Annotated in this window: 14 protein-coding genes; all 14 read left to right on the top strand. The window is 58.7% G+C overall.

All coding sequences use genetic code 11. The features are described from left to right. Positions 1-56 precede the first annotated feature (56 nt). The 14 genes from J3P86_RS18935 (at position 57) to pseC (ending at position 22,390) form a co-directional block, all read left to right on the top strand. Positions 57-3,629 (top strand): glycosyltransferase, encoded by a 3,573-nt coding sequence (locus J3P86_RS18935; protein WP_434698628.1) that lies wholly within the window; start codon positions 57-59, stop codon positions 3,627-3,629. 147 nt (positions 3,630-3,776) lie between these two features. Next, positions 3,777-7,397 (top strand): beta strand repeat-containing protein, encoded by a 3,621-nt coding sequence (locus tag J3P86_RS18930; RefSeq protein WP_434698627.1) that lies wholly within the window; start codon positions 3,777-3,779, stop codon positions 7,395-7,397. 268 nt (positions 7,398-7,665) lie between these two features. Beyond that, complete coding sequence (locus J3P86_RS18925) at positions 7,666-9,405, top strand: type I secretion system permease/ATPase (protein ID WP_434698626.1); 1,740 nt, start codon at positions 7,666-7,668, stop codon at positions 9,403-9,405. Then, positions 9,405-10,715: an HlyD family type I secretion periplasmic adaptor subunit gene (locus J3P86_RS18920; protein WP_434698625.1), complete on the top strand. Its 1,311-nt coding sequence runs from the start codon at positions 9,405-9,407 to the stop codon at positions 10,713-10,715. The genes J3P86_RS18925 and J3P86_RS18920 overlap by 1 nt, the downstream gene beginning before the upstream one ends. A gap of 217 nt (positions 10,716-10,932) precedes the next feature. Further along, positions 10,933-11,706, top strand: a complete 774-nt coding sequence (rfbF, locus tag J3P86_RS18915; protein ID WP_434698624.1) for a glucose-1-phosphate cytidylyltransferase — start codon at positions 10,933-10,935, stop codon at positions 11,704-11,706. Continuing rightward, positions 11,688-12,770 (top strand): CDP-glucose 4,6-dehydratase, encoded by a 1,083-nt coding sequence (gene rfbG, locus J3P86_RS18910; protein ID WP_434698623.1) that lies wholly within the window; start codon positions 11,688-11,690, stop codon positions 12,768-12,770. The genes rfbF and rfbG overlap by 19 nt, the downstream gene beginning before the upstream one ends. After that, positions 12,767-13,327 (top strand): dTDP-4-dehydrorhamnose 3,5-epimerase, encoded by a 561-nt coding sequence (rfbC, locus tag J3P86_RS18905; RefSeq protein WP_434698622.1) that lies wholly within the window; start codon positions 12,767-12,769, stop codon positions 13,325-13,327. The genes rfbG and rfbC overlap by 4 nt, the downstream gene beginning before the upstream one ends. Next, entirely contained in the window at positions 13,324-14,550 is a 1,227-nt protein-coding gene (locus J3P86_RS18900) for a methyltransferase domain-containing protein (protein ID WP_434698621.1), read from the top strand. The genes rfbC and J3P86_RS18900 overlap by 4 nt, the downstream gene beginning before the upstream one ends. Beyond that, positions 14,547-15,404, top strand: a complete 858-nt coding sequence (locus tag J3P86_RS18895) for an NAD-dependent epimerase/dehydratase family protein (RefSeq protein ID WP_434698620.1) — start codon at positions 14,547-14,549, stop codon at positions 15,402-15,404. The genes J3P86_RS18900 and J3P86_RS18895 overlap by 4 nt, the downstream gene beginning before the upstream one ends. Further along, positions 15,394-16,464, top strand: a complete 1,071-nt coding sequence (locus tag J3P86_RS18890) for a class I SAM-dependent methyltransferase (protein ID WP_434698619.1) — start codon at positions 15,394-15,396, stop codon at positions 16,462-16,464. The genes J3P86_RS18895 and J3P86_RS18890 overlap by 11 nt, the downstream gene beginning before the upstream one ends. A 15-nt stretch (positions 16,465-16,479) precedes the next feature. Then, positions 16,480-17,217, top strand: coding sequence for a cephalosporin hydroxylase family protein (locus tag J3P86_RS18885; protein WP_305499578.1), 738 nt, complete (start codon positions 16,480-16,482; stop codon positions 17,215-17,217). A 51-nt stretch (positions 17,218-17,268) separates the two neighbouring features. Next, positions 17,269-20,202 (top strand): TIGR00180 family glycosyltransferase, encoded by a 2,934-nt coding sequence (locus J3P86_RS18880; protein ID WP_434698618.1) that lies wholly within the window; start codon positions 17,269-17,271, stop codon positions 20,200-20,202. A 29-nt stretch (positions 20,203-20,231) separates the two neighbouring features. Beyond that, entirely contained in the window at positions 20,232-21,233 is a 1,002-nt protein-coding gene (gene pseB, locus J3P86_RS18875; protein ID WP_434698617.1) for a UDP-N-acetylglucosamine 4,6-dehydratase (inverting), read from the top strand. Then, entirely contained in the window at positions 21,230-22,390 is a 1,161-nt protein-coding gene (gene pseC, locus J3P86_RS18870) for a UDP-4-amino-4,6-dideoxy-N-acetyl-beta-L-altrosamine transaminase (protein WP_434698616.1), read from the top strand. Before pseB ends, pseC begins: the two co-directional genes overlap by 4 nt. The last annotated feature ends 4 nt before the right edge of the window (positions 22,391-22,394 follow it).

The following is a 22,394-nucleotide window of genomic DNA, read 5'->3' as shown; positions in this document are numbered from 1 at the left end:
CGGTTTCGGGGCTCCGGCCTGAAAAGGCCGGAGCCCGCCGCTCGAGAGTTTTAACCGTGAATTCACTTCCGCTTGTAAGCATCGTCATCCCCGCGTACAACCCTCGGTTCTTCGACCAGGCACTGCTCAGCGCCTTGGCGCAGACTTACGAAAACATTGAGATCATCGTTTGCGACGATTCGCCTGGCGATGAAATCCGCCATATCGTCACATCCTTCACAGAACCGGCCCATCCGGTCCGTTATCTGAAAAACTCACAACGGCTGGGGCTTCAGGGCAACCTGTTGCGCTGTGTCGAAGAGGCGCAGGGCGAGTTCATCAAGGTGTTGTGCGATGACGATCGACTGTTTGCGCCGAGCATTGCGATGCAGGCTCAGGCGTTGGTGGACCATGCTGACGTGAGCGTTGTGTTCGCGCTTCGATTGTTGTGTGACGCAGGTAACTTCATCCTGCCACCCCGCGTGGACAATTGCCGTTTCTCGCCAAACGACGCTTTGCTCAAGGGCGACGACATGCTGGCGATTTTCGAGAGCACGCCAACCAATTTCATCGGCAATTTCAGTTCGGCCCTGATGCGTCGCGCCGATGTGCTGGAATTGTTGCCTGCGTTGATCCAGGACGGTGCTGGTTTTGTCGCGGTGCTCGATTTTGCCTTGTTTGTCTGCCTGATGCGCCGCGGCAATCTAATTGCCTTGAACACCGTGTTGAGTGTCGAACGTCTGTACCCGGAGCGTTTGAGCAAGACCCCGGAGATGCTCAAGGCCGCAAAAACAGAGTGGGAATGGCTGGCGCAGATGCTGGTTGCGCGCAGTGGTGAAGCGGCTCCGGCCTCGGGTTGGGTGCGCTGCATCGATTTGAATAAGATCACTGAACAGCCTCATGCGTGGCAGGAGCTCTGCGTAACCCGCGTATTGGGCAACCGCAATACCGTCGTCAATGGTCGAGTGGGCGCGCAAAGTGAGAGTTATGCGGACTTCTATCGCGAATGGCTGGCCGTGCGTCGGTTCAGTGAGGTGGAGCGACGCGTCATGCCCGCGCGGGTGGACAGTTGGCCGTTTCGGCCGAATATCGTGCCTTTGATCATCGACGCTCTCGGCGATGCGCCGTCAGTTGCGGCGACGTTACGTAGCATCAAGGACCAGTTATATCCAGCACAGGCCGTGGTAGTGCTTTCCGATGCCCATTGCGAAGTGGACGGGCGAGTGCTGCAACTGCCTTATCAGGCCGATTGGCCGAGCCAGTTCAATGCCATCGTTCCACAGCTGGAAGGTGCGCACTGGTTCTACGTGCTGCGAGCGGGCGACGTGCTGCGCGAGTCGGCGTTGCTGATCCTGGCCGAGCGCGTCGCCGGGAAACAGGGCATCCTATGCGTCTACAGTGATGAAGGCGCGTTGGTGGACGGCGAGTCCTTCGAACCGGTGTTCAAGCCGGATTTCAACCTGGACCTGATGCGCGCCTATCCCTATGTGGGTCGGACCCTGGCTTTCGAGCGTGAACGATTCATGGCCCTTGGTGGTTTTGAACCGGATCACGGTGAACTGGCGCCCCATGATCTGCTCTGGCGCCTGGTGGAAGAGGCTGGCCCTCAGACCATAGAACACATCGCGGAAATCCAGGTCGAGTCGGTCCTGAGCTTCGCTCAATGGTTATCGCTGCCCGAGGTCATCGAGGGCAATGCCCGATTGGTTGGCGCACATCTGAATCGTATCGGCATCGATCATCAGATTTCTCCGGACACATTGCCGTTGATCAACCGCATCAACTATCGACACGGTGGACGCCCGCTGGTATCGATTATCCTGCGTACCGGTGACTCGCTTGCAGCCTTGCAGCGTTGCGCCGAGAGCCTGATCGAACGCACGGCTTACACCCACTATGAAATCCTGATCGTGGACAGCGGCGTCCGGGATCCGGCCATGCTTGATTGGCTTGAGAACATGTCGCTGCTGGGCGCTAGCATGTTGCGGGTACTGCGTCATGTCGGTGAGGGAAATGATGCAGCGGTGTGTAATTTCGCCGCTGCTCAGGCCCGGGGCGAGTACCTTCTATTGCTGAGTCCGCACCTGGCTGTTTGCGAAAGTGACTGGCTGGACGAGATGGTCAATCATGCCCAGCGTCCTGAGGTGGCGGTGGTCGGTGCGAGGATTCTCAGTCCTCAAGGCACGATTGTTGCCGGGGGGCAGATTCTCGGGTTGGCTGGGCCTGTGGGCACGCCGTTCTACGGGGAGCCAGCGGCTTCGCGCGGCTACATGCAACGTTTGCATACGACCCAGAACTGGAGTTCAGTCAGCAGTGACTGTCTGATGGTGCGCAAGCAGGTTTTCGATGAGCTCGGCTGCCTGGACGATGCGTCTTTCACCTTCGGCCTCAGCGATGTCGACCTGTGCCTGCGCGCAGGCAAAAACGGCTATCTGGTGGTCTGGACGCCTTACGCCACGGTCATTAAAAATCACCCTCAATCGACCGCAGCCCAGCCAGAAGAAAACACGTTGGTAGAACGCGAGCGCGAAGTTTTCTTTCGCAAATGGCTGCCGCAGATCGCCCGGGATCCGGGCTACAACCCTGCGCTGAGCCTCGGGGCGTCCAGCTTCAGCCTGGAACCTTCGTTGCGCAACAATTGGAACCCGTTCTGCACCCGCGCCCTGCCATTGATACTTGGCTTGCCGGTCAACGCCACCGCAGTCGGTCATTATCGTGTTACGGCCCCGTTGGCCGAATTGGAGGCCGCGGGGCGGGTAATCGCCCGGGTCGCCTACGAGTCGCCTTCCACCGTTGAGATCGAGCGTCTGTCGCCGGACACGATCGTATTGCAGGGGCGCTACAGCGAAGGGGCCGCCGGCGATATTCTCAGAATGAAGAAATATTCCGGTGCGTTGCGGATTTTCGAACTCGACGATTACGTCGTCCAGGCGCCCAAGAAAAACACGCATGCGCGCAACAAGCCGGCCAACATTGAACAGATGCTGCGCGAAGGAATAGGATTGTGTGATCGCGTGGTGGTGACGACACCTTCGCTCGCGGATGCCTTGTCCAGCATGCACAATGAAATCCGCATCGTACCCAATATGTTGCCGCCCGAGCCGTGGGCGAAGCTGACCAGCCGGCGTGGCGCCTCCTCCAAGCCTCGGGTGGGCTGGGGGGGAGGGACCAGCCACAGTGGCGACCTGGAAATCATTGCAGACGTGGTTCGCGAGCTGGCAAATGAAGTGGAGTGGGTATTCTTCGGCATGTGCCCGGATGCGCTGCGGCCATACATCCATGAGTTCCACGGCTCGGTCGCCCTGAGTACCTATCCATTCAAGCTGGCCAGCTTGAACCTTGACCTGGCCCTGGCCCCGCTGGAGTTCCATATCTTCAACGATTGCAAGAGCAATCTGCGCTTGCTGGAATACGGAGCGTGTGGCTATCCGGTCATCTGCACCGACACCAAGGCCTACGACGGTTTTCTGCCTTGCACCAAAGTGCGCAGCAACAGCACCGAGGAATGGATCGCGGCAATCCGCATGCACCTGGCCGATCCGGACGCCAGCTACCGCATGGGTGACGAACTGCGCGAAGCGGTATTGCGCGACTACATGCTCAGCGGCAAAAACCTGCAGCATTGGTTGTGGGGGTGGTTGCCGGATTGACCCGGGCAAAAGGCGACTTCAGTAGCCTTTGTGTTCTTACCTGAATTGCCAAACTTATAGGCTGGTAAACGCTTTTTTTGATCACAAGTGGCGCTGAACTGTCGCTTGGACGGCACCCGCTTTCTAAACGGAGCAAGGAAGAGGCAAATGGCAGTGATTAATGGAACAAGCGGCGTAGATACGCTGGCCGGAACCAGCGGCGATGATGAAATTTATGGTTTAGGTTCGAATGATGTTCTCTTGAGCAGTGCTGGGGCGGACAAACTGGATGGGGGGACAGGAGTCGATACGGCGGATTATTCAGCGTCGACGGCTGCTATTAACATCGATATTCGCAACGGTGTCGGCAGGGCTGGCATCGGTGGCGACGCAGAAGGCGACACGTTATCGGCGGTGGAAAAGGTCATCGGGACGGCTTTCGATGACACTTTCACCAGCGCGATTGGTAACGTGACCTTTGAAGGCGGCTCCGGTAACGATATCTACAACGTTGCTACAACCGGTGTGAAGATCATCGAACAGGACAACGGCGGTTTCGACGAACTGCGCACCAGAGCCGCAACGACCACCATGGACGTGTTCGTCGAAAAAATGGTGTACACGGGCACGGGCTCTTTTACCGGTTACGGCAACGCCGGTGACAACATCATTATTGGCGGTGCAGGCAACGACGTTTTGTTTGGTGGTGACGGCGCTGATCAGTTCTTCGGCGGTGCGGGGCTTGATGTGGTCGGTTATATCGACAGTAAAGTGGCCGTGAACATCAATCTCAAAACTGGTGTCCATTCTGGTATCGCAGCAGGCGATACTTTCACCGACATTGAAGTCATTCGTGGCACAGGTGCTGCTGATACCGTGGTGGCTGATGACCGGGCCATCGGTTTTGATGGTGGGGCAGGTGTCGACACCATGGATTATTCTGCTTCTTCTGCCGCCATTGACATAGATATCCGCAACGGTGTGGGCAGGGCTGGCATCGGTGGTGACGCAGAGGGCGACACGTTATCGGCGGTGGAAAAGGTCATCGGGACGGCTTTCGATGACACTTTCACCAGCGCGATTGGTAACGTGACCTTTGAAGGCGGCTCCGGTAACGATATCTACAACGTTGCTACAACCGGTGTGAAGATCATCGAACAGGACAACGGCGGTTTCGACGAACTGCGCACCATAGCCGCAACGACCACCATGGACGTGTTCGTCGAAAAAATGGTGTACACGGGCACGGGCTCTTTTACCGGTTACGGCAACGCCGGTGACAACATCATTATTGGCGGTGCAGGCAACGACGTTTTGTTTGGTGGTGACGGCGCTGATCAGTTCTTCGGCGGTGCGGGGCTTGATGTGGTCGGTTATATCGACAGTAAAGTGGCCGTGAACATCAATCTCAAAACTGGTGTCCATTCTGGTATCGCAGCAGGCGATACTTTCACCGACATTGAAGTCATTCGTGGCACAGGTGCTGCTGATACCGTGGTGGCTGATGACCGGGCCATCGGTTTTGATGGTGGGGCAGGTGTCGACACCGTGGATTATTCTGCTTCTTCTGCCGCCATTGACATAGATATCCGCAACGGTGTGGGCAGGGCTGGCATCGGTGGTGACGCAGAGGGCGACACGTTATCGGCGGTGGAAAAGGTCATCGGGACGGCTTTCGATGACACTTTCACCAGCGCGATTGGTAACGTGACCTTTGAAGGCGGCTCCGGTAACGATATCTACAACGTTGCTACAACCGGTGTGAAGATCATCGAACAGGACAACGGCGGTTTCGACGAACTGCGCACCAGAGCCGCAACGACCACCATGGACGTGTTCGTCGAAAAAATGGTGTACACGGGCACGGGCTCTTTTACCGGTTACGGCAACGCCGGTGACAACATCATTATTGGCGGTGCAGGCAACGACGTTTTGTTTGGTGGTGACGGCGCTGATCAGTTCTTCGGCGGTGCGGGGCTTGATGTGGTCGGTTATATCGACAGTAAAGTGGCCGTGAACATCAATCTCAAAACTGGTGTCCATTCTGGTATCGCAGCAGGCGATACTTTCACCGACATTGAAGTCATTCGTGGCACAGGTGCTGCTGATACCGTGGTGGCTGATGACCGGGCCATCGGTTTTGATGGTGGGGCAGGTGTCGACACCATGGATTATTCTGCTTCTTCTGCCGCCATTGACATAGATATCCGCAACGGTGGGGGCAGGGCTGGCATCGGTGGTGACGCAGAGGGCGACACGTTATCGGCGGTGGAAAAGGTCATCGGGACGGCTTTCGATGACACTTTCACCAGCGCGATTGGTAACGTGACCTTTGAAGGCGGCTCCGGTAACGATATCTACAACGTTGCTACAACCGGTGTGAAGATCATCGAACAGGACAACGGCGGTTTCGACGAACTGCGCACCAGCGCCGCAACGACCACCATGGACATATTCGTCGAAAAAATGGTGTACACGGGCACGGGCTCTTTTACCGGTTACGGCAACGCCGGTGACAACATCATTAATGGCGGTGCAGGCAACGATGTTTTGTTTGGTGGTGACGGCGCTGATCAGTTCTTCGGCGGTGCGGGGCTTGATGTGGTCGGTTATATCGACAGTAAAGTGGCCGTGAACATCAATCTCAAGACTGGTGTCCATTCTGGTATCGCAGCAGGCGATACTTTCACCGACATTGAAGTCATTCGTGGCACAGGTGCTGCCGACACCTTCATCGGCGGCTCACAAGCGATGGGACTCGATGGAGCGCTGGGTACAGACTTGGCCAGCTATGAACAATCCACGAGCGCGGTGACCATCGACCTGACAACGAATGTGAACGCAGGTGATGCTGCGGGTGATACGTTTACCGCGATCGAGATATATCAGGGTTCTAGCTTCAATGACACGCTGTTGGGTTCTGCTAAAGCCGACATTTTTATCGGCGGTGCGGGTGCCGATGTCATTGATGGCCGCGATGGCGTGGACCAGGTTTGGTATGTCAACAGTGCCGCCGCTGTGGATATCAACCTTCATACGGGTGTTCACCAAGGAGGCGACGCCCAGGGTGATGTGCTGACTAACATCGAGCGGGTCATAGGCAGCCAGTTCAATGACTCCATGACTGGAGACGGCCAGGCTAACTGGTTGGAGGGTGGGTTGGGCGGCGACACCATTTATGGGGGCGATGGGGACGATTACATTTATGGCGGCTTGTACACGGCTACAGGTCCGATGCTTCTCGGTAGCTCTACCGACGTTACCCAGGCCGATCAGCTCTATGGTGGCCTCGGCAATGATTCGATCACCACGGCCAGCCTGGACACCGGAGCAGTGGCTTACGGCGAAGTTGGCAACGATGGTATTTTGGTGTTCAGCGGCACCGCTGATGGTGGGGTCGGTAACGATACTCTGTTGGGCAAAGGGGATGGTTTCCGCTTATTGGGCGGGGCAGGCAATGACACTTTGACTGTCGCCGAAGGTGGTCGGGGGTTCCTAAATGGAGGTCAGGATGATGATACCTACGTCATAGATACCTACGGCCAAGTCACGATCAAGGATGATGGTACAGGAGGATTTGACCGGGTTCTGCTTAAGAGCATGGAATCTATGGATACCATAACGACCGTGCGAAACGGCAATGACGCCTATATCTTCAATACCTCCAACTACCATTTAGGCCAGTCTCTGTCGGAGACGGGCGTGAAGCTGCAAGATTGGTACGCAGGTTCCAACACCATCGAGCAATTCCAAACCTCCAATGGGGATGTCTTTACGATTCCTGCATAACACTGCGCTGCGCCTTGTCCCGGGGAGCCCGGGCAAAAGGAGTGCTACAGAAAACGCCTCTGAGTCTCATTGAACCAGAGGCGTTTTTATGTGCCCCTAGGATGGGCACACCTTGCGGATGTAGGTCCGGCCGTAGGCAGAGTGTCTGGTGCGGAACTTGCAGCCCAACGTAAATCGCTTATTGAGCGTCAAGTTTCCATACGAATTCTGTCATCAAGTCAGTATTGACTGGCGACACGGATGTTCTGAAACCAAGGGATGGATACAGTTGAAAACCGACAACGCTGTCAGTGCGCCTGTTGTTGCGCCTTCATTAAAATCGCTGTTGCGCCGCGGGCTGATTGGCGCCGCGCTGTTCTCTGGGGTGATCAATATTCTGGCATTGATCGGCCCGGTGTTCATGCTGGAGGTCTACGACCGCGTCATTCCCAGCCAGAGCGTCCCGACCCTGGTCGCCCTGGGGCTGCTGGCGCTAGGGGTTTATGCGCTTTCGGGGCTGCTGGATATTATTCGTTCACGGGTCATGGTGCGCATTGCCTCCTCGCTGGACCTGGCGCTGTCATCCAAGGTCTTCAAAGTCATCGCCGGCGCATCACTGAAGACACCCATTACCGGCGACGCCTTGAAACCGGCCCAGGAGCTGGACCAGATTCGCGGTTTTATTGGCGGACCGGGCCTGGTGGCTTTTTTCGATTTGCCCTGGATGCCGGTCTATCTCGCCGTCTGCTTTTATATCCATCCGCTGTTTGGCCTTTTGACCGTCGGCCTGATGGTCATCCTTATCGGCCTGACCCTGATCACCGACCGCCAGACCCGCAAGCTGATGCAGGCTTCGGTCGATGCGTTGAACAAGCGCAACCACCTCGGTCAGCAAGCTCACCAGAACGCCGAAGCGCTGATGGCCATGGGCATGTTGGCCAACACGTCGAATATCTGGCAGAAGAGCCACGGTACCTTCATCACCCTGCAGCGACGCTCGATCGACATCGGCGGTTTTTACGGTGGTATCTCCAAGACCTTGCGCCAGATCGTGCAGTCGGCCGCCCTAGCCCTGGGGGCATGGCTGGTGATCAAAGGTGACTTGAGCGGTGGCACTATGATCGCGGCGTCGATCATCGTGGCGCGGACCCTGGCACCGGCTGAGCAAGTGATTGCCACGTGGCGCAGCCTGTTGGGTGCCCAGATTGCCTGGAAGAAGCTGGTGGAAGTGTTCGCCCTGTTCCCTGATGTCCAGAGCAAAACCGAGCTACCCGCTGCTCATCGCAGTTTGCAGGTCGAAAACGTTTTTGCGGCGCCGCCCGGCGCGCAGCGCCTGACTTTGCAAAATATCAACTTCATGGTCGCCGCGGGCACCGCCGTAGGCGTGGTAGGGCCGAGCGCATCGGGCAAGTCATCACTGGCGCGCGTGCTGGTCAACGCCTGGACGCCGGCCCGCGGGCATGTGCGGCTCGATGGTGCGCCGCTCGATCTGCTGACCGAACAGGCGCGAGGCAAGTTGATCGGCTACGTGCCTCAAAGCGTCGGTCTGTTCACTGGAACCGTCGCCCAGAACATCGCCCGGTTGGACCCTGCTGCACAGGACAGCGCAATTGTCAGCGCTGCGCAATTGGCCGGCGTGCATGAGCTGATCCTGCAATTGCCCCAGGGCTATGAAACCCAAGTGGGCGAGGGCGGGGTCAACCTCTCGGCAGGCCAACGGCAACGGGTGGCGCTGGCCAGGGCGCTGTTTGGTGATCCGTTCCTGGTGGTGTTGGACGAGCCGAATTCAAACCTCGATGCCGAAGGCGAGCAGGCGCTGGCCAAGGCCATCCTGGCGCTCAAGGCCCGGGGTGCAATCGTGATAGTGATTGCCCACCGCACCAATATCCTGTCGGTGATCGATCAGGTGCTGATCCTCGAACAGGGCGTGCAGGCCGCTTACGGCCCGAGGGATGTCGTCCTTAAGCGCCCTCCCGCAGCGCCTCCCCGGCCCTCCAGCAATGTTGTGGAACTGGGAGCGTCGAACTGATGCATACCGATCAAGAAGTCACTCTGACCGATTCCTTGTCCCGTCATCTGCGTTGGGGCGCTATCTCGTTGCTGGTGCTGCTCGGCGGAGGGCTGACCTGGGCGGTATTCACCAATCTGTCCGGCGCAGTCATTGCCACCGGTGTGGTAGCGGTGGAGGGCAGCGTCAAGACCGTCCAGCATCCTACCGGTGGCATCGTCGCCGAATTGCTGGTCAAGGAGGGACAGGCCGTCGCCGCCGGAGACGTGCTGTTGCGCCTCGATGCCACACTGCCCGCCGCCAGCCAGGCCATCGTCAGTAAATCATTGAACCAGGCCTGGGCTCGACTGGCTCGCCTGGAGGCCGAGCGCGACAATGCCGGCGAAGTCGCAATACCCAAAGAGTTGTTGACCCGCATGAGCCTGGAAGAGGCCAAGGCGGTCATGGCTATCGAGCAGCAATTGTTCTTCGACCGTCGAGCGTCCCGTGAAGGCCAGAAAAAACAGCTTCGCGAGCGCGTTCAGCAACTCAACGAAACCATTGCCGGCCATGACATCCAGCAGAAAACCAAGCTGGAAGAAATCGAGCTTATCGACTCGGAATATCAGGCGGTCAAGACGCTGTTCGACAAAGGCATGATGACCCTTGACCGGGTCAATGCCCTGGCTCGGGGGATTGCCCGGCTGCGCGGCGAACGCGGTCAATTGATGGCCTCCATCGCCGAGGCGCGGGGCAAGATCGCCGAAACCGAGTTGCAACGACTCCAGGTCGATCAGACTTTCCGCAGTGAAGTGTCCCAGGAACTGCGCGATCTGCTGGCCCGCCAGGGCGAACTGATCGAGCGGGAAATCACTGCCAGCGACCAACTCAAACGCATCGACATCACCGCGCCTATCGCCGGGCGCGTGCAGCAATTGGCGGTACATACCGTCGGTGGCGTCATCTCACCGGCCGAAGGGCTCATGCAGATCGTGCCGGCAGACGATGAATTGTTGGTGGAGGCGAAGATCAGTGCGCAGGACATTGATCAATTAACTGTCGGGCAATCCGCGACCTTGCGCTTGAGCGCGTTCAACCGCAGCACCACCCCAGAACTGACCGGCACTGTGGTGCGGCTGTCGGCGGATCTGATCGAGGATCAGCGTACCGGAGTGGGGTTTTATCGGGCAGGCATTCGTATCCCCAAAGAACAGGTCGAGCGGATATCCGGCCTTACACTGGTGCCGGGCATGCCGGTCGAGTCGCTTATAAAAACGGGCGACAGAACGGTGTTGTCTTATTTACTCAAGCCTATTGGAGATCATGCCCAGCGGGCATTCAGGGAAGGCTAGTTCTTTTACGGCCGAAGGGAGTAACAGGGTAACTCTCGCAAAGGGCGATGGACTTCGCCGTGTGCTGGCGCGTTTCCTGCAAGTCCCCCTCATATCGCCATAAAACGAGCGCTCGCGGCCCCGTCGCAGCGCCCGGATCGGCATCGCAGGTGTAATCCCGGCGCTCGCAAGCAAAACAACGCTTGGCCGAGCCCGGTGATGAACAAGAGGGGAGACGATGAAGGCAGTTATCTTGGCAGGTGGTCTCGGCACGCGGATCAGCGAGGAGTCGCACCTCAAGCCCAAGCCGATGATCGAAATCGGTGGCAAGCCAATTCTTTGGCACATCATGAAGCAGTATTCCGCCCATGGAATTCATGACTTCGTTATTTGCCTAGGCTACAAGGGCTATGCCATCAAGGATTTCTTCGCCAATTACTTCCTGCACACCTCCGATGTTACTTTCGATATGTGCAACAACCGCATGGACGTTCACCAGAACTACAGCGAGCCGTGGCGCGTGACCCTGATCGATACGGGCGAAGAGACCATGACCGGCGGACGGCTGCGTCGGGCGGCCCGTTACCTGGAAAATGAAGAGGCGTTCTGCTTCACCTATGGCGATGGTGTTTCGGACCTCAATATCGGTGCGCTGGTGGATTTTCACCTGGCGCACGGCAAGCTCGCCACGGTCACCGCAGTCCAGCCGCCGGGACGCTACGGCGCGCTAGAGCGCGATGGCGATACGGTCCTGGGTTTTACTGAAAAACCTCGGGGTGACGGTGGCTGGATCAACGGTGGTTTCTTTGTACTCTCGCCGCAGGTCCTGCCTTATATCGCTGACGACCAGACTTCCTGGGAAGCCGAGCCGCTGGCGGCATTGGCGACCGAGCAGCAGCTTCAGGCGTTTCAGCACGACGGTTTCTGGCATCCAATGGACACCCTGCGGGATAAAAACCACCTCGAAGCCCTGTGGCAAAGCGGGGAGGCCCCATGGAAGCAATGGGACTGAGCGCGGAATTCTGGCGCGGTAAGCGGGTGCTGGTTACCGGTCATACCGGTTTCAAGGGCAGTTGGCTGACGCTGTGGCTGCAAAGCCTGGGGGCCAAGGTCAGTGGTTTTTCCCTTGACCCGGCCACCCAGCCGAACCTGTACGAACTGGCCCGCGTGGGCGAGGGCATCGATGACCGACGCGGCGACTTGCGCGACCTCGGTGCCTTGCTGGAAATCCTGGCGGACGCGCAGCCGGAAATAGTCCTGCATCTGGCAGCCCAGCCGTTAGTGCGCGAAGGTTATCGAGACCCGTTGGGCACGTATTCCAGCAACGTCATGGGCACTCTCAACCTGCTGGAAGCGGTTCGCCAGGTGGGCGGCGTCAAGGCGTGCGTACTGGTTACTACCGACAAGGTCTACGCCAACCAGGAATGGTTATGGCCCTACCGCGAAAACGAGGCCCTGGGCGGTCACGATCCCTATAGCAGCAGCAAGGCCTGCTGCGAGTTGCTGGCACAATCTTACGCTGCCTCGTTCTTTTCGGTTGAGCGCTATGCCGAGCATGGTCTGGCCCTGGCCACTGCGCGGGCAGGCAACGTGCTGGGCGGCGGTGATTTCGCTCCCGAGCGCCTGATTCCTGATGTGCTTAAGGCCTGGTCGGCAGACGAGCCGGTGACGCTGCGTTATCCACAAGCCGTGCGTCCATGGCAGCACGCCCTCGAACCGTTGGCCGGTTACTTGCAGTTGGCTGAGTGCCTGTATCAGCAGGGACCAGAGTTCGCCGGGGCCTGGAACTTCGGCCCGGGTGAGGCTGACATGTGCAGCGTTGGCGAAGTAGTCCAGTTGCTGGCCGAGCGCTGGCCGCAAGCGCCGGGCTTGCGCATCGAGCCGAGCGACTTGCATGAGGCCGGCCTGTTGCGCCTGGACAGCAGCCGCGCCCGGCAACTGCTGGGCTGGCAGCCGCGCTGGTCGCTGCAACAGTGTCTGGGCCAGACCCTGGATTGGCACTTGGCATGGCAGAACGGTGACGACATGCGTCAAGTCACCCTCGGCCAACTGAACCTGTACCGAGGCGGGTTGTGAGCGAATTTTATTTGAAGACATTGCCGCTGGACGGTCTGTTCAGCGTCCAGCACAAACGCTTCGAAGACCAGCGCGGACATTTCGCCCGGCTGTTCTGTGAAGGTAGCTTGAGTGCCTTCGGCCAGCCGTTCCATATCCGCCAGATCAATCATTCCTGCACCCGTGAGCGGGGTAGTGTGCGCGGTTTGCATTATCAGAACGCAGCGCAGCCGGAAGCCAAACTGATCACCTGTCTGCGTGGCGAAGTCTGGGATGTGGCCGTGGATTTGCGACCCGAGTCCGAGACCTTCCTGCGATGGCATGCCGAGCACCTGAAGGCTGGTGATGGCCGCAGTCTGTTGATCCCGGCCGGGTTTGCCCATGGGTTCCAGACCCTGACCGACGACGCTGAGCTGCTTTACTTGCACAGTGCCGACTACGCTCCGGAGCATGAGGGTGGCCTGTCTGTGAATGACCCGCGGCTGGCGATTGCCTGGCCGCTGTCTGTCAATAATCTGTCGAGCCGGGATAGCAACCATCCTTTACTCGACGAACGTTTTGCTGGAGTGCGTCTATGAACTGCCGAGGTTGCGGGACTGCCCTGGCTTTGCCACTGATCGACCTCGGTACTTCGCCGCCGTCGAACGCATATGTGCGGGCCGAACAATTGGATCAGGCCGAGCAGTGGGTGCCGCTTAAAGTTGCAGTGTGCCAGCAATGCTGGCTGGTGCAGACCGAGGATTACACCAGCGCGGATGCGCTGTTCGACGCCGAGTACGCCTATTTCAGTTCTTTTTCCAGCACCTGGCTGGCCCACGCCGAGCGTTATGTTGCCGAGATGGTCGAGCGCTTCGACCTGAGCGCTGACAGTCGCGTGGTGGAAATTGCCGCCAACGACGGCTACCTGTTGCAGTTCGTGGCCAAGCGCGGTATCCCGTGCCTGGGGGTCGAGCCGACGCGCAGCACCGCCGAGGCCGCCCGTGCCAAAGGTCTGGAGATCCGCGAGTTGTTCTTTGGTCGCGAAACGGCCGCGCAGCTGGAGGGCGAAGGCTGGGCAGCGGATTTGATGGCGGCCAACAACGTATTGGCCCACGTGCCGGACATCAATGATTTCCTCGCCGGGTTTGCCACCCTGCTCAAGCCGACCGGTGTCGCCACGTTCGAGTTTCCGCAACTGCTCACATTAATGGCCGGGCAGCAGTTCGACACGCTCTATCACGAACATTTTTCTTACTTGTCGCTGACGTCCGTGCAAACCCTGTGCGAGCGCAATGGGCTTGAAGTCTTCGATGTCAGCCAGCTGTCGACCCATGGCGGTTCGTTGCGAGTCTTCGTCCAGCGTGTCGACGGCATTCGACGCCCGGTCCAGTCCTCGGTGCAACAACAGTTACAGGCCGAACTGGATGCCGGCGTGAAAACCGCCGCGTACTACGCCACCCTGGCGCCGGCTGCCGAAGCGATCAAGCATGGCCTGTTGCGCTTTTTGTTGCAGGCCAAGGCCGATGGTAAGCACGTGGTCGGTTACGGCGCGGCCGCCAAGGGCAACACCTTGCTCAACTACGCCGGGGTCAAGCCTGATCTGCTGGCGTGGGTGGCGGATGCCAATCCGCACAAGCAGGGTAAATATTTGCCGGGCAGTCGGATTCCTGTCGTGTCGCCTGAGCGTATCGCAATAGAGAAACCCGACTACGTTGTCGTCCTGCCCTGGAACTTGCTGAGCGAAGTCAGCCAGCAGCTGGTTGAGGTTCGTCAATGGGGCGGGCAATTCGTCATCGCGGTGCCTGAGCTGACGCTGCTATGAAGGTGTTAGTGACTGGCGCCACCGGGTTTGTCGGCCGTCATCTGGTCGCGGCCCTGCTCGCTCGCGGTTGTCAGGTCAGGGCCGTTGCGCGCCGGGAGGAGCCTGCCAAGGCATTGCCCTGGTTCGACCGGGTTGAATTCGTCGCGGCCGATGTCCATGCCGAAGAACTGGACGTTGCTGCATTGGTCGAGGATGTCGATGCCTTGGCGCATCTGGCGTGGCCGGGATTGCCGAATTACCAGGCACTGTTTCATTTCGAACATAACCTGATGGCCGATTATCAGTTCATCAAAAAGGCGGTCATGGCGGGAGTGGGCCAGGTGCTGGTCACGGGGACCTGTTTCGAATATGGCCTGCAGAGCGGACCGCTCGATGAGCAGACTGCGCCGCAACCGGCCAACCCTTACGGCTTGGCAAAAAACACCTTGCGCCTGTTCCTTGAACACCTGCAACGCGAGCACCCGTTCACCTTGCAGTGGGCACGTTTGTTCTATCTGCACGGCGCTGGTCAGAACCCCACCAGCCTGCTCGCGGCGCTGGACCGGGCCATTGATGCCCAGGCGCCGGTATTCGATATGTCGGGTGGCGAGCAGTTGCGCGATTACCTGGCAATCGAAACAGCGAGTGCTTATCTGGCGGGGCTGCTGTCGCGGCGCGAATTCAATGGTGTCGTCAATTGCTCAAGTGGCGAGCCGGTGTCGGTTCGTGCGCTGGTAGAAGCAAGGTTACGTGAGCGTGGCGCGGCCATTCGCCTGAACCTCGGTCATTATCCGTATCCGACTCACGAACCCATGGCGTTCTGGGGCGTGGCCGAACGTTTGCATACTTTGTTGGGAGCCGAACATGACGCGTGAGCTATACCGGGCCACCGGCCTTCCGGTTCTGCAGAACCGTACCTTCGCCAACGAGCAGTCGGCCAGAGCCTCGGCGAGCGCCGACATGGTGTTGGTCCAGGACGACGTGAGCGGGTTGGTTTTCAATCAGGCGTTCGATGCTGACAAGCTCAGCTATGACAGCGATTACCAGAATGAACAGGCCTATTCCGGTCAGTTCCAGAAGCATCTTGCTGACGTGGAAGGCATCATCGCCCGGCATTTCAGCGGCCAGGAATTGATCGAGGTCGGTTGCGGCAAAGGCTATTTTCTGGAACTGCTCAAGGAGCGTGGCTACACGATCACGGGTATCGATCCCGCCTATGAGGGCGACAGCGCAGGCGTGATCAAGGCGCCGTTCACTCGCGAACTGGGCCTGTCCGCCGATGCGGTGGTGTTGCGTCATGTGCTGGAGCATATCCAGGACCCGGTGGCTTTTCTTGCTGAGATCGCGGCGGCCAACCAGGGCGGACAGATTTACATCGAGGTGCCGTGCCTGGACTGGATCCTCGAACATCGTGCCTGGTTCGACCTGTTCTACGAACATGTCAACTATTTCCGCCTCGCTGACCTGCACCGGATGTTTGGCACGGTACATGAGGCCGGGCACCTGTTCGGCGGTCAGTACCTGTATATCGTTGCTGATCTGGCCACGTTGCGCCTGAAGCCGGATCAGCCCGTTCCAGCCTTGCAATTGCCCAACGGATTCACCGCCAGTCTCGGTCACGCCGTGCAGATTGTTCAGGCTGCGCCGCGGCAAGGCTCGGCGATCTGGGGGGCGTCGTCCAAGGGCGTGATCTACTCGCTATTCCTGCAACGAGCCGGTGTTGCAGTGGACTGCGTGGTGGATATCAACCCGGCCAAGCAGGGGCGATACCTGCCGTTGAGTGGGGTGCGGGTTTCCTCCCCCGAGGAGGCGATGGCTGCTCTACCTGAAGGGGCGCATGTATTTGTCATGAATTCTAATTACCTCGAAGAGATCAAGCGGATGACCGGTGGGCGCTACGTCTACCACGCCGTTGACAGCGCTTCGTTTCAATAACCACGAGATTCGAAAATGACCGACAACACTATCCATAAAGCATTCGAAGCCCAATGCCAGACCGAAATCGCCGGTCAAGGCCAAGATCAGAAACTCGTCGGCCTGGCCAAGGCGTTTTTCAACGAATCGGCCCGCCACAAGTACAGCTACCATTTTTCATGGATGGGGCGGCCGATCATCCAACTGCCACAGGACATGATGGCCATGCAGGAACTGATCTGGCAGATCAAGCCTGACCTGATCATTGAATGCGGTATCGCCCACGGCGGTTCGATCATCTATTACGCTTCGTTGCTGGAGTTGCAAGGCCACGGCGAAGTGCTGGGTATCGACCTGGATATTCGCCCGCACAATCGCGAAGCCATCGAGAGCCATCCGATGAGCAAACGCATCTCGATGATCGAAGGTTCGAGTATCGATCCGGCCATCGCCGAGCAGGTGCGTGCAGCGGCCAAAGGCAAGAAAGTCATTCTGGTACTCGATTCCAACCACACCCATGACCATGTACTTGAAGAGCTGCGTCTGTATGCGCCGTTGGTTTCGGTGGGCAGCTACTGCGTGGTGATGGACACGGTGGTGGAAGACATGCCGGCGGACTTCTTCCCGGATCGCCCATGGGGGCCGGGCGACAACCCTAAAACCGCGGTGTGGAAATACCTCGAAGAAAACGACAGCTTCGAAATCGACCAGCAACTGCAGAACAAACTCCTGATCACCGTTGCCCCGGATGGTTATCTGCGTCGGGTTCGTTAATCCATCCGTTTCAAGTCATTGGCGTCTGGCAGGTTGTGGGGACTAGGAAATATGCAGGTTCGAAATATGCTTCAAAACAACGTGGCACCGCTGAACGAGCGGTTCACCGTGGTGGTCATTTCCCACAACCGCAGCGCATTCCTGCGCCGCACATTGCATTACTACAGCAGCTATCCGTGCTCGGTGCTGGTGCTGGATTCCTCGGTGGAGCGGGATGATCAGATCGCCCGGGATTTTCCATCGGTCGATTACCGCCACTTGCCTCAATTCACCTACAAAGGGCTTCAGGAAAAATTGACCTATGGTGTCAACCAGGTCAAAACGCCTTATATGGTGTTCGCCGCCGATGACGATTTCCTGCTGCATGATGCCTTGACCGAGTCGGTGGAGTTTCTCGAAGCCAACCCCGACTACGGCCTTTGCCACGGCTACGGCATCATGTATTTGTCCTGCGCGACAGAAGTCTGCTACTTCCGCCGAGACCGCAAGGTGCACGAGGACTACGACAGCGAACTGGCCGAGGACCGGGTGATCCGCTTCATGGATCAGTTCCTGCCGCCGTTCTACGCCGTTACCCGCACTGACCTGCTGCAACAGTGGTACGGCATGCTGCCGCCAGGCACCAGTTTCGAGTGGCAGGAAATCGGCCATAGCTTTTACCTATTGGCTTGTGCCAAGGCACGGATCCTGCCGATTCCGTTCGCCGTGCGCGAACTCAACTACGGCGGCTCCGAACACAACACCAACGTGCTGACGGTGCTGAGTTACAAAGACGCCAAAAGCGTCGCCGAGCGTGAGCAGTTCGCCGAGTTCCTGGCGTCTCTCCCTACGCCTCTGCGCGAGCAGGCGCCGGGGCGCGTCAAGCAGATTGCCCTGGACAGCTTCGCGGCCATGGCTGACTGCCTGCTGCAGGGGCGCTCACTCAAAGGCACGCAGATCATCCGCTCGACATGGCTGGAGGCGGGGGGCGAGCCGGTCCGTTCGTTTGGCCCACAGCAATTTGTCGAAATGCCGTTCTACAATCAGCGGGTCTTCGACCTGCTCACTCAATTTGAGTTCCTGCTGCATGCAATGCCGGCCGGTCGCCTTCAGCTTCAGCAGTTGGAAGGCATCCTGCTGCGTCAGCATGAACTGATGCGGCTGCAACCTAACGACAACGAGCGCACGATACGCAGCCGGTTATGGGAGGCCCAGAGCCTTTACGCATTCAACCGCACAGTGGTCAAGCGCCTGGCCGAGTCGTTGAAAAACAGCGACGAACCAGACGAAGCGGTGAAATTGCAGGCCTGGGCCGAGCGGCTGGATTCGGTGCCGGGCCAGCAGGATCGCCGGTTGCTGGATAACATGCACTCCGGCCGTCTGTTGAGCTGGCTTGAAGCACGCAGCCCCAACGCCCAACAGCTCACATCCATTGCAGCCCATCTGGTCGAGCATCAGGGCGGACCGCGCTTTGGCATTCTGCTGCTGGACCTGGACGCTGACATGTTCAAGCTACAGGCCACCTTCGACAGTCTGGTCAATGGCCACTGCAAGGCGTTCAACGTGGTGGTCTTCACCACCGGCGACCTGCCGGCGACCACCACCGTGCGCGACACCGTGCACTTCGTCAAAGTCAGCACCTCCAATTATGTTGAGCGCGTCAATCAGATCATCGGGCAATCGACTGCTGACTGGATGGTGCTTGCCGAGACCGGTGACCAGTTCACCCCGAGTGGCCTGTTGCGCGCGAGCCTCGAGCTGATCGATGCCGACGGCGTTCGCGCGGTGGCCATGGATGAAATCCAGCGTAAGGCTGATGGCAGCCTCATCGATGTGTTCCGCCCTGGCGTCAATCTCGATTTCCTGCAATCGGTGCCTTCGCTGATGGCGCGGCATTGGCTGATTAATCGCCAAGTGCTGGCCCAGGCCCGAGGATTCACGCCCGAATACACCCAGGCCCTGGAGCAGGATCTGCTGTTGCGCCTGATTGAAGACGCAGGGCTGGCCGGCCTGGCGCACCTGGCCGAGCCGTTGCTGATCTGCGACGCCCCGCCGGAAGAGGAAAAGCCCCAGGAGCGTCAGGTACTGACGCGCCACCTGGCCGCCCGCGGCTATCGCGCCCAGGTCATCTCGGCGCTACCGCTGACATACCAGATCGATTACCAGCATGCCGAGCGGCCACTGGTGTCGATCATTCTCGAAAGTCGAGACAATTTCGAGCAGGTACAGCAGGCGCTGGTCAGCGTGCTGCAACGCACCCGCTACCATCGGCACGAAATATTGGTTGCCGATAACCACAGCCGATCCGAGGAACTGGCTCAGTGGCTCGATAGCCTGGAAGGCAAGGGCGAGCGGATCCGCGTTCTGCGCAGCGACAGTCGCCTCAGTGCGTCGGCTCTGTACAACTGGGCGAGCTCGCAAGCCAAGGGCGAGTATCTGGTGCTATTGTCGGCCGAAGTGCAGGTGATCAATGCCAACTGGCTCGACAGCCTGCTCAATCAGGCCCAGCGGCCCGAGGTGGGGATTGTCGGCAGTAAGCAAATGGATAACCGTGGTATCACTACCCAGGCAGGGCTGGTACTGAAGCCCGATGGGAGGGTGGCCTCGGTGTTCGTTGGCGAACGCAAGGACGCCAAGGGCTATCTTAACGGCCATCAGGCGGAACAGAACTACTCGGCGGTGTCCGGCGCGTGCCTGATGATCCGCAAAGACTTGTTCGAAGCCGTTGGCGGCCTGGACGAGGAACATTTCGGTGAAGCGTTTGCCGACGTCGACCTGTGCCTGAAAGCGGCGGATGCGGGTTATCTCACCGTCTGGACTCCCCAGGCCCAAATGCTGCACTCCGGTACGTTCCCTGATGCACCGGAGGCGACCAAGGTCTTGCGCAACAAGTGGGAGGCGCGCTTCAGCCATGACGCGGTGCGTAACCCAAACCTGGCCTTGACCGGAACCGGCTTTGCGCTGGGCACCGCTGCGGCAGTGGATTGGGCAAGGTTGCTCGCATAGGCCTGGTAATCAGGCAAAGGACTCAAGGTATGTTCAACGGTAAATCGATCTTCATCTCAGGCGGCACCGGCTCGTTCGGGCGTAATTTCATCCGCCGGTTGCTGGAGCAGTACCAGCCCAAGCGCGTGGTGGTGTTTTCCCGCGATGAGCTCAAGCAGTACGAGATGCAACAAACCTTCAATGCTCCCTGCATGCGTTATTTCCTGGGAGACGTGCGTGACGCCGATCGTCTGCGCCAGGCCATGCGCGGGATTGATTATGTGGTGCATGCAGCAGCGCTCAAACAAGTGCCCGCGGCTGAATACAATCCCACCGAATGCATTCGCACCAACGTCAATGGCGCAGAAAATATCATCGCAGCGGCGATCGAGAACGGTGTGAAAAAAGTCGTTGCACTGTCCACTGACAAAGCGGCCAGCCCAATCAACCTGTATGGCGCGACCAAGTTGCTGTCGGACAAATTGTTCGTGGCGGCCAACAATATCGCGGGTGAACAGCAGACCCGGTTCGCCGTCGTGCGCTATGGCAATGTTGCCGGCTCCCGGGGTTCGGTGGTGCCGTTCTTCAGCAAGCTCATCGCCGAGGGCGCGACGGAGCTGCCAATTACCGATGAACGTATGACTCGCTTCTGGATCACCCTCGATCACGGTGTGCAATTCGTGCTGGACAGCTTCGCCCGCATGCACGGCGGCGAAGTGTTCGTGCCGAAGATTCCATCGATTCGCATCATCGATTTGGCGTCGGGCATGGCTGGACATTTGCCGCGCAAGAACGTGGGCATACGCCCCGGTGAAAAACTACATGAGTTGATGGTGCCGCTGGATGATGCACGCATGACGATCGAGTTCACAGACCATTACACAATCCAGCCGTCGATTCGCTTCACCAACGTGGATGTGGATTTCGCTATGGACAACCTGGGCGAACGAGGCACTCCCGTCGCGGAGGACTTCGAGTATCGTTCTGACACCAATCCTCACTTTTTATCGGTGGAACAGATCGCCGATCTGCACGCCCGGCTATCGGTATGATTCCCTACGGTCGGCAAAGCCTCGATCAGGCTGACATCGATGCCGTCGTCGCCGTGTTGCAGTCCGATTGGCTGACGCAAGGGCCGGCGATTGAATGTTTTGAACAGGCCATGGCCCGTCGCTGCCGGGCCGGTTATGCCGTGGCGGTGTGCAACGCGACCGCCGCGCTGCACATCGCTTGCCTGGCTGCGGGGCTTGGGCCTGGGGATCGCTTGTGGACCACGCCAAACACTTTTCTGGCCTCAGCCAATTGCGGCCGTTATTGCGGCGCGCAGGTGGATTTCGTCGATATCGATCCGCTGACCTGGAATCTCGATGCCGTTGCCTTGGCCATAAAACTCGACAGGGCCGAGTGTGACGGGACCCTGCCAAAGGTCTTGGTGGCGGTAGCCTTCTCCGGGCAAAGCTGTGACATGCGTGAGATCTCTCGCCTGTCCGAGCGATACGGCTTCACGGTCATTGAGGACGCCTCTCATGCCGTGGGCGCGTCTTATGCCGACAGGCCAGTGGGGTGTGGCGAATTCGCGGACATGACGGTGTTCAGTTTCCATCCGGTGAAAATCATTACCAGCGCTGAAGGCGGGATGGTCCTGACCAATCGCCCGGAGCTGGCGCAGCGCCTGCAACGTCTGCGCAGCCATGGGATGACCCGTGACGCCGCGCAGATGAGCGAGCCCAGCCATGGGCCCTGGTACTATCAGCAGGTGGAGCTGGGTTTCAATTACCGTATCACGGATCTTCAAGCTGCCCTGGGGCTTTCCCAGTTGGACAAGCTCGATGGGTTTGTCGCCCGGCGTCGTGGTTTGGCGGCGCGCTATAATCAGTTGCTGGGTGGTTCGCCGCTGACCTTGCCCGGCGTGCAAGCCGACGCCGAATCGGCCTGGCATTTGTATGTGGTGCGCTTGCGACTTGATGAGATTTCCCTCAGTCATCGTCAGGTTTTCGAAGGCTTGCGCGCGGCCAAGATCGGCGTGAACCTGCATTACATACCGGTCCATTTGCAACCGTATTACCGCGATCTGGGATTTGCCCAAGGTGATTATCCACAGGCTGAACGTTATTACGCCGAGGCCATCAGCCTACCGATGTTTCCTTCCCTCAGCGACGAACAGCAGGACTATGTGGTTGGGCAACTGAAACGATTGCTTGAGGAGTAACGAC

Origin of the sequence: Pseudomonas sp. D1-1 (assembly GCF_051132225.1) — a bacterium.
GTDB lineage: Bacteria > Pseudomonadota > Gammaproteobacteria > Pseudomonadales > Pseudomonadaceae > Aquipseudomonas.
The sequence above is the reverse complement of the archived record's forward strand: the minus strand, read 5'-3'. Positions and strand labels throughout refer to the sequence as shown.

Coding starts and splice junctions, on each gene's coding strand:
- J3P86_RS18930 (WP_434698627.1), top strand. CDS start 3,777: ATGGCAGTGATTAATGGAACAAGCGGCGTAGATACGCTGGCCGGAACC.
- J3P86_RS18920 (WP_434698625.1), top strand. CDS start 9,405: ATGCATACCGATCAAGAAGTCACTCTGACCGATTCCTTGTCCCGTCAT.
- rfbF (WP_434698624.1), top strand. CDS start 10,933: ATGAAGGCAGTTATCTTGGCAGGTGGTCTCGGCACGCGGATCAGCGAG.
- rfbG (WP_434698623.1), top strand. CDS start 11,688: ATGGAAGCAATGGGACTGAGCGCGGAATTCTGGCGCGGTAAGCGGGTG.
- J3P86_RS18900 (WP_434698621.1), top strand. CDS start 13,324: ATGAACTGCCGAGGTTGCGGGACTGCCCTGGCTTTGCCACTGATCGAC.
- J3P86_RS18895 (WP_434698620.1), top strand. CDS start 14,547: ATGAAGGTGTTAGTGACTGGCGCCACCGGGTTTGTCGGCCGTCATCTG.
- J3P86_RS18890 (WP_434698619.1), top strand. CDS start 15,394: ATGACGCGTGAGCTATACCGGGCCACCGGCCTTCCGGTTCTGCAGAAC.
- J3P86_RS18885 (WP_305499578.1), top strand. CDS start 16,480: ATGACCGACAACACTATCCATAAAGCATTCGAAGCCCAATGCCAGACC.
- J3P86_RS18880 (WP_434698618.1), top strand. CDS start 17,269: ATGCAGGTTCGAAATATGCTTCAAAACAACGTGGCACCGCTGAACGAG.
- pseB (WP_434698617.1), top strand. CDS start 20,232: ATGTTCAACGGTAAATCGATCTTCATCTCAGGCGGCACCGGCTCGTTC.
- pseC (WP_434698616.1), top strand. CDS start 21,230: ATGATTCCCTACGGTCGGCAAAGCCTCGATCAGGCTGACATCGATGCC.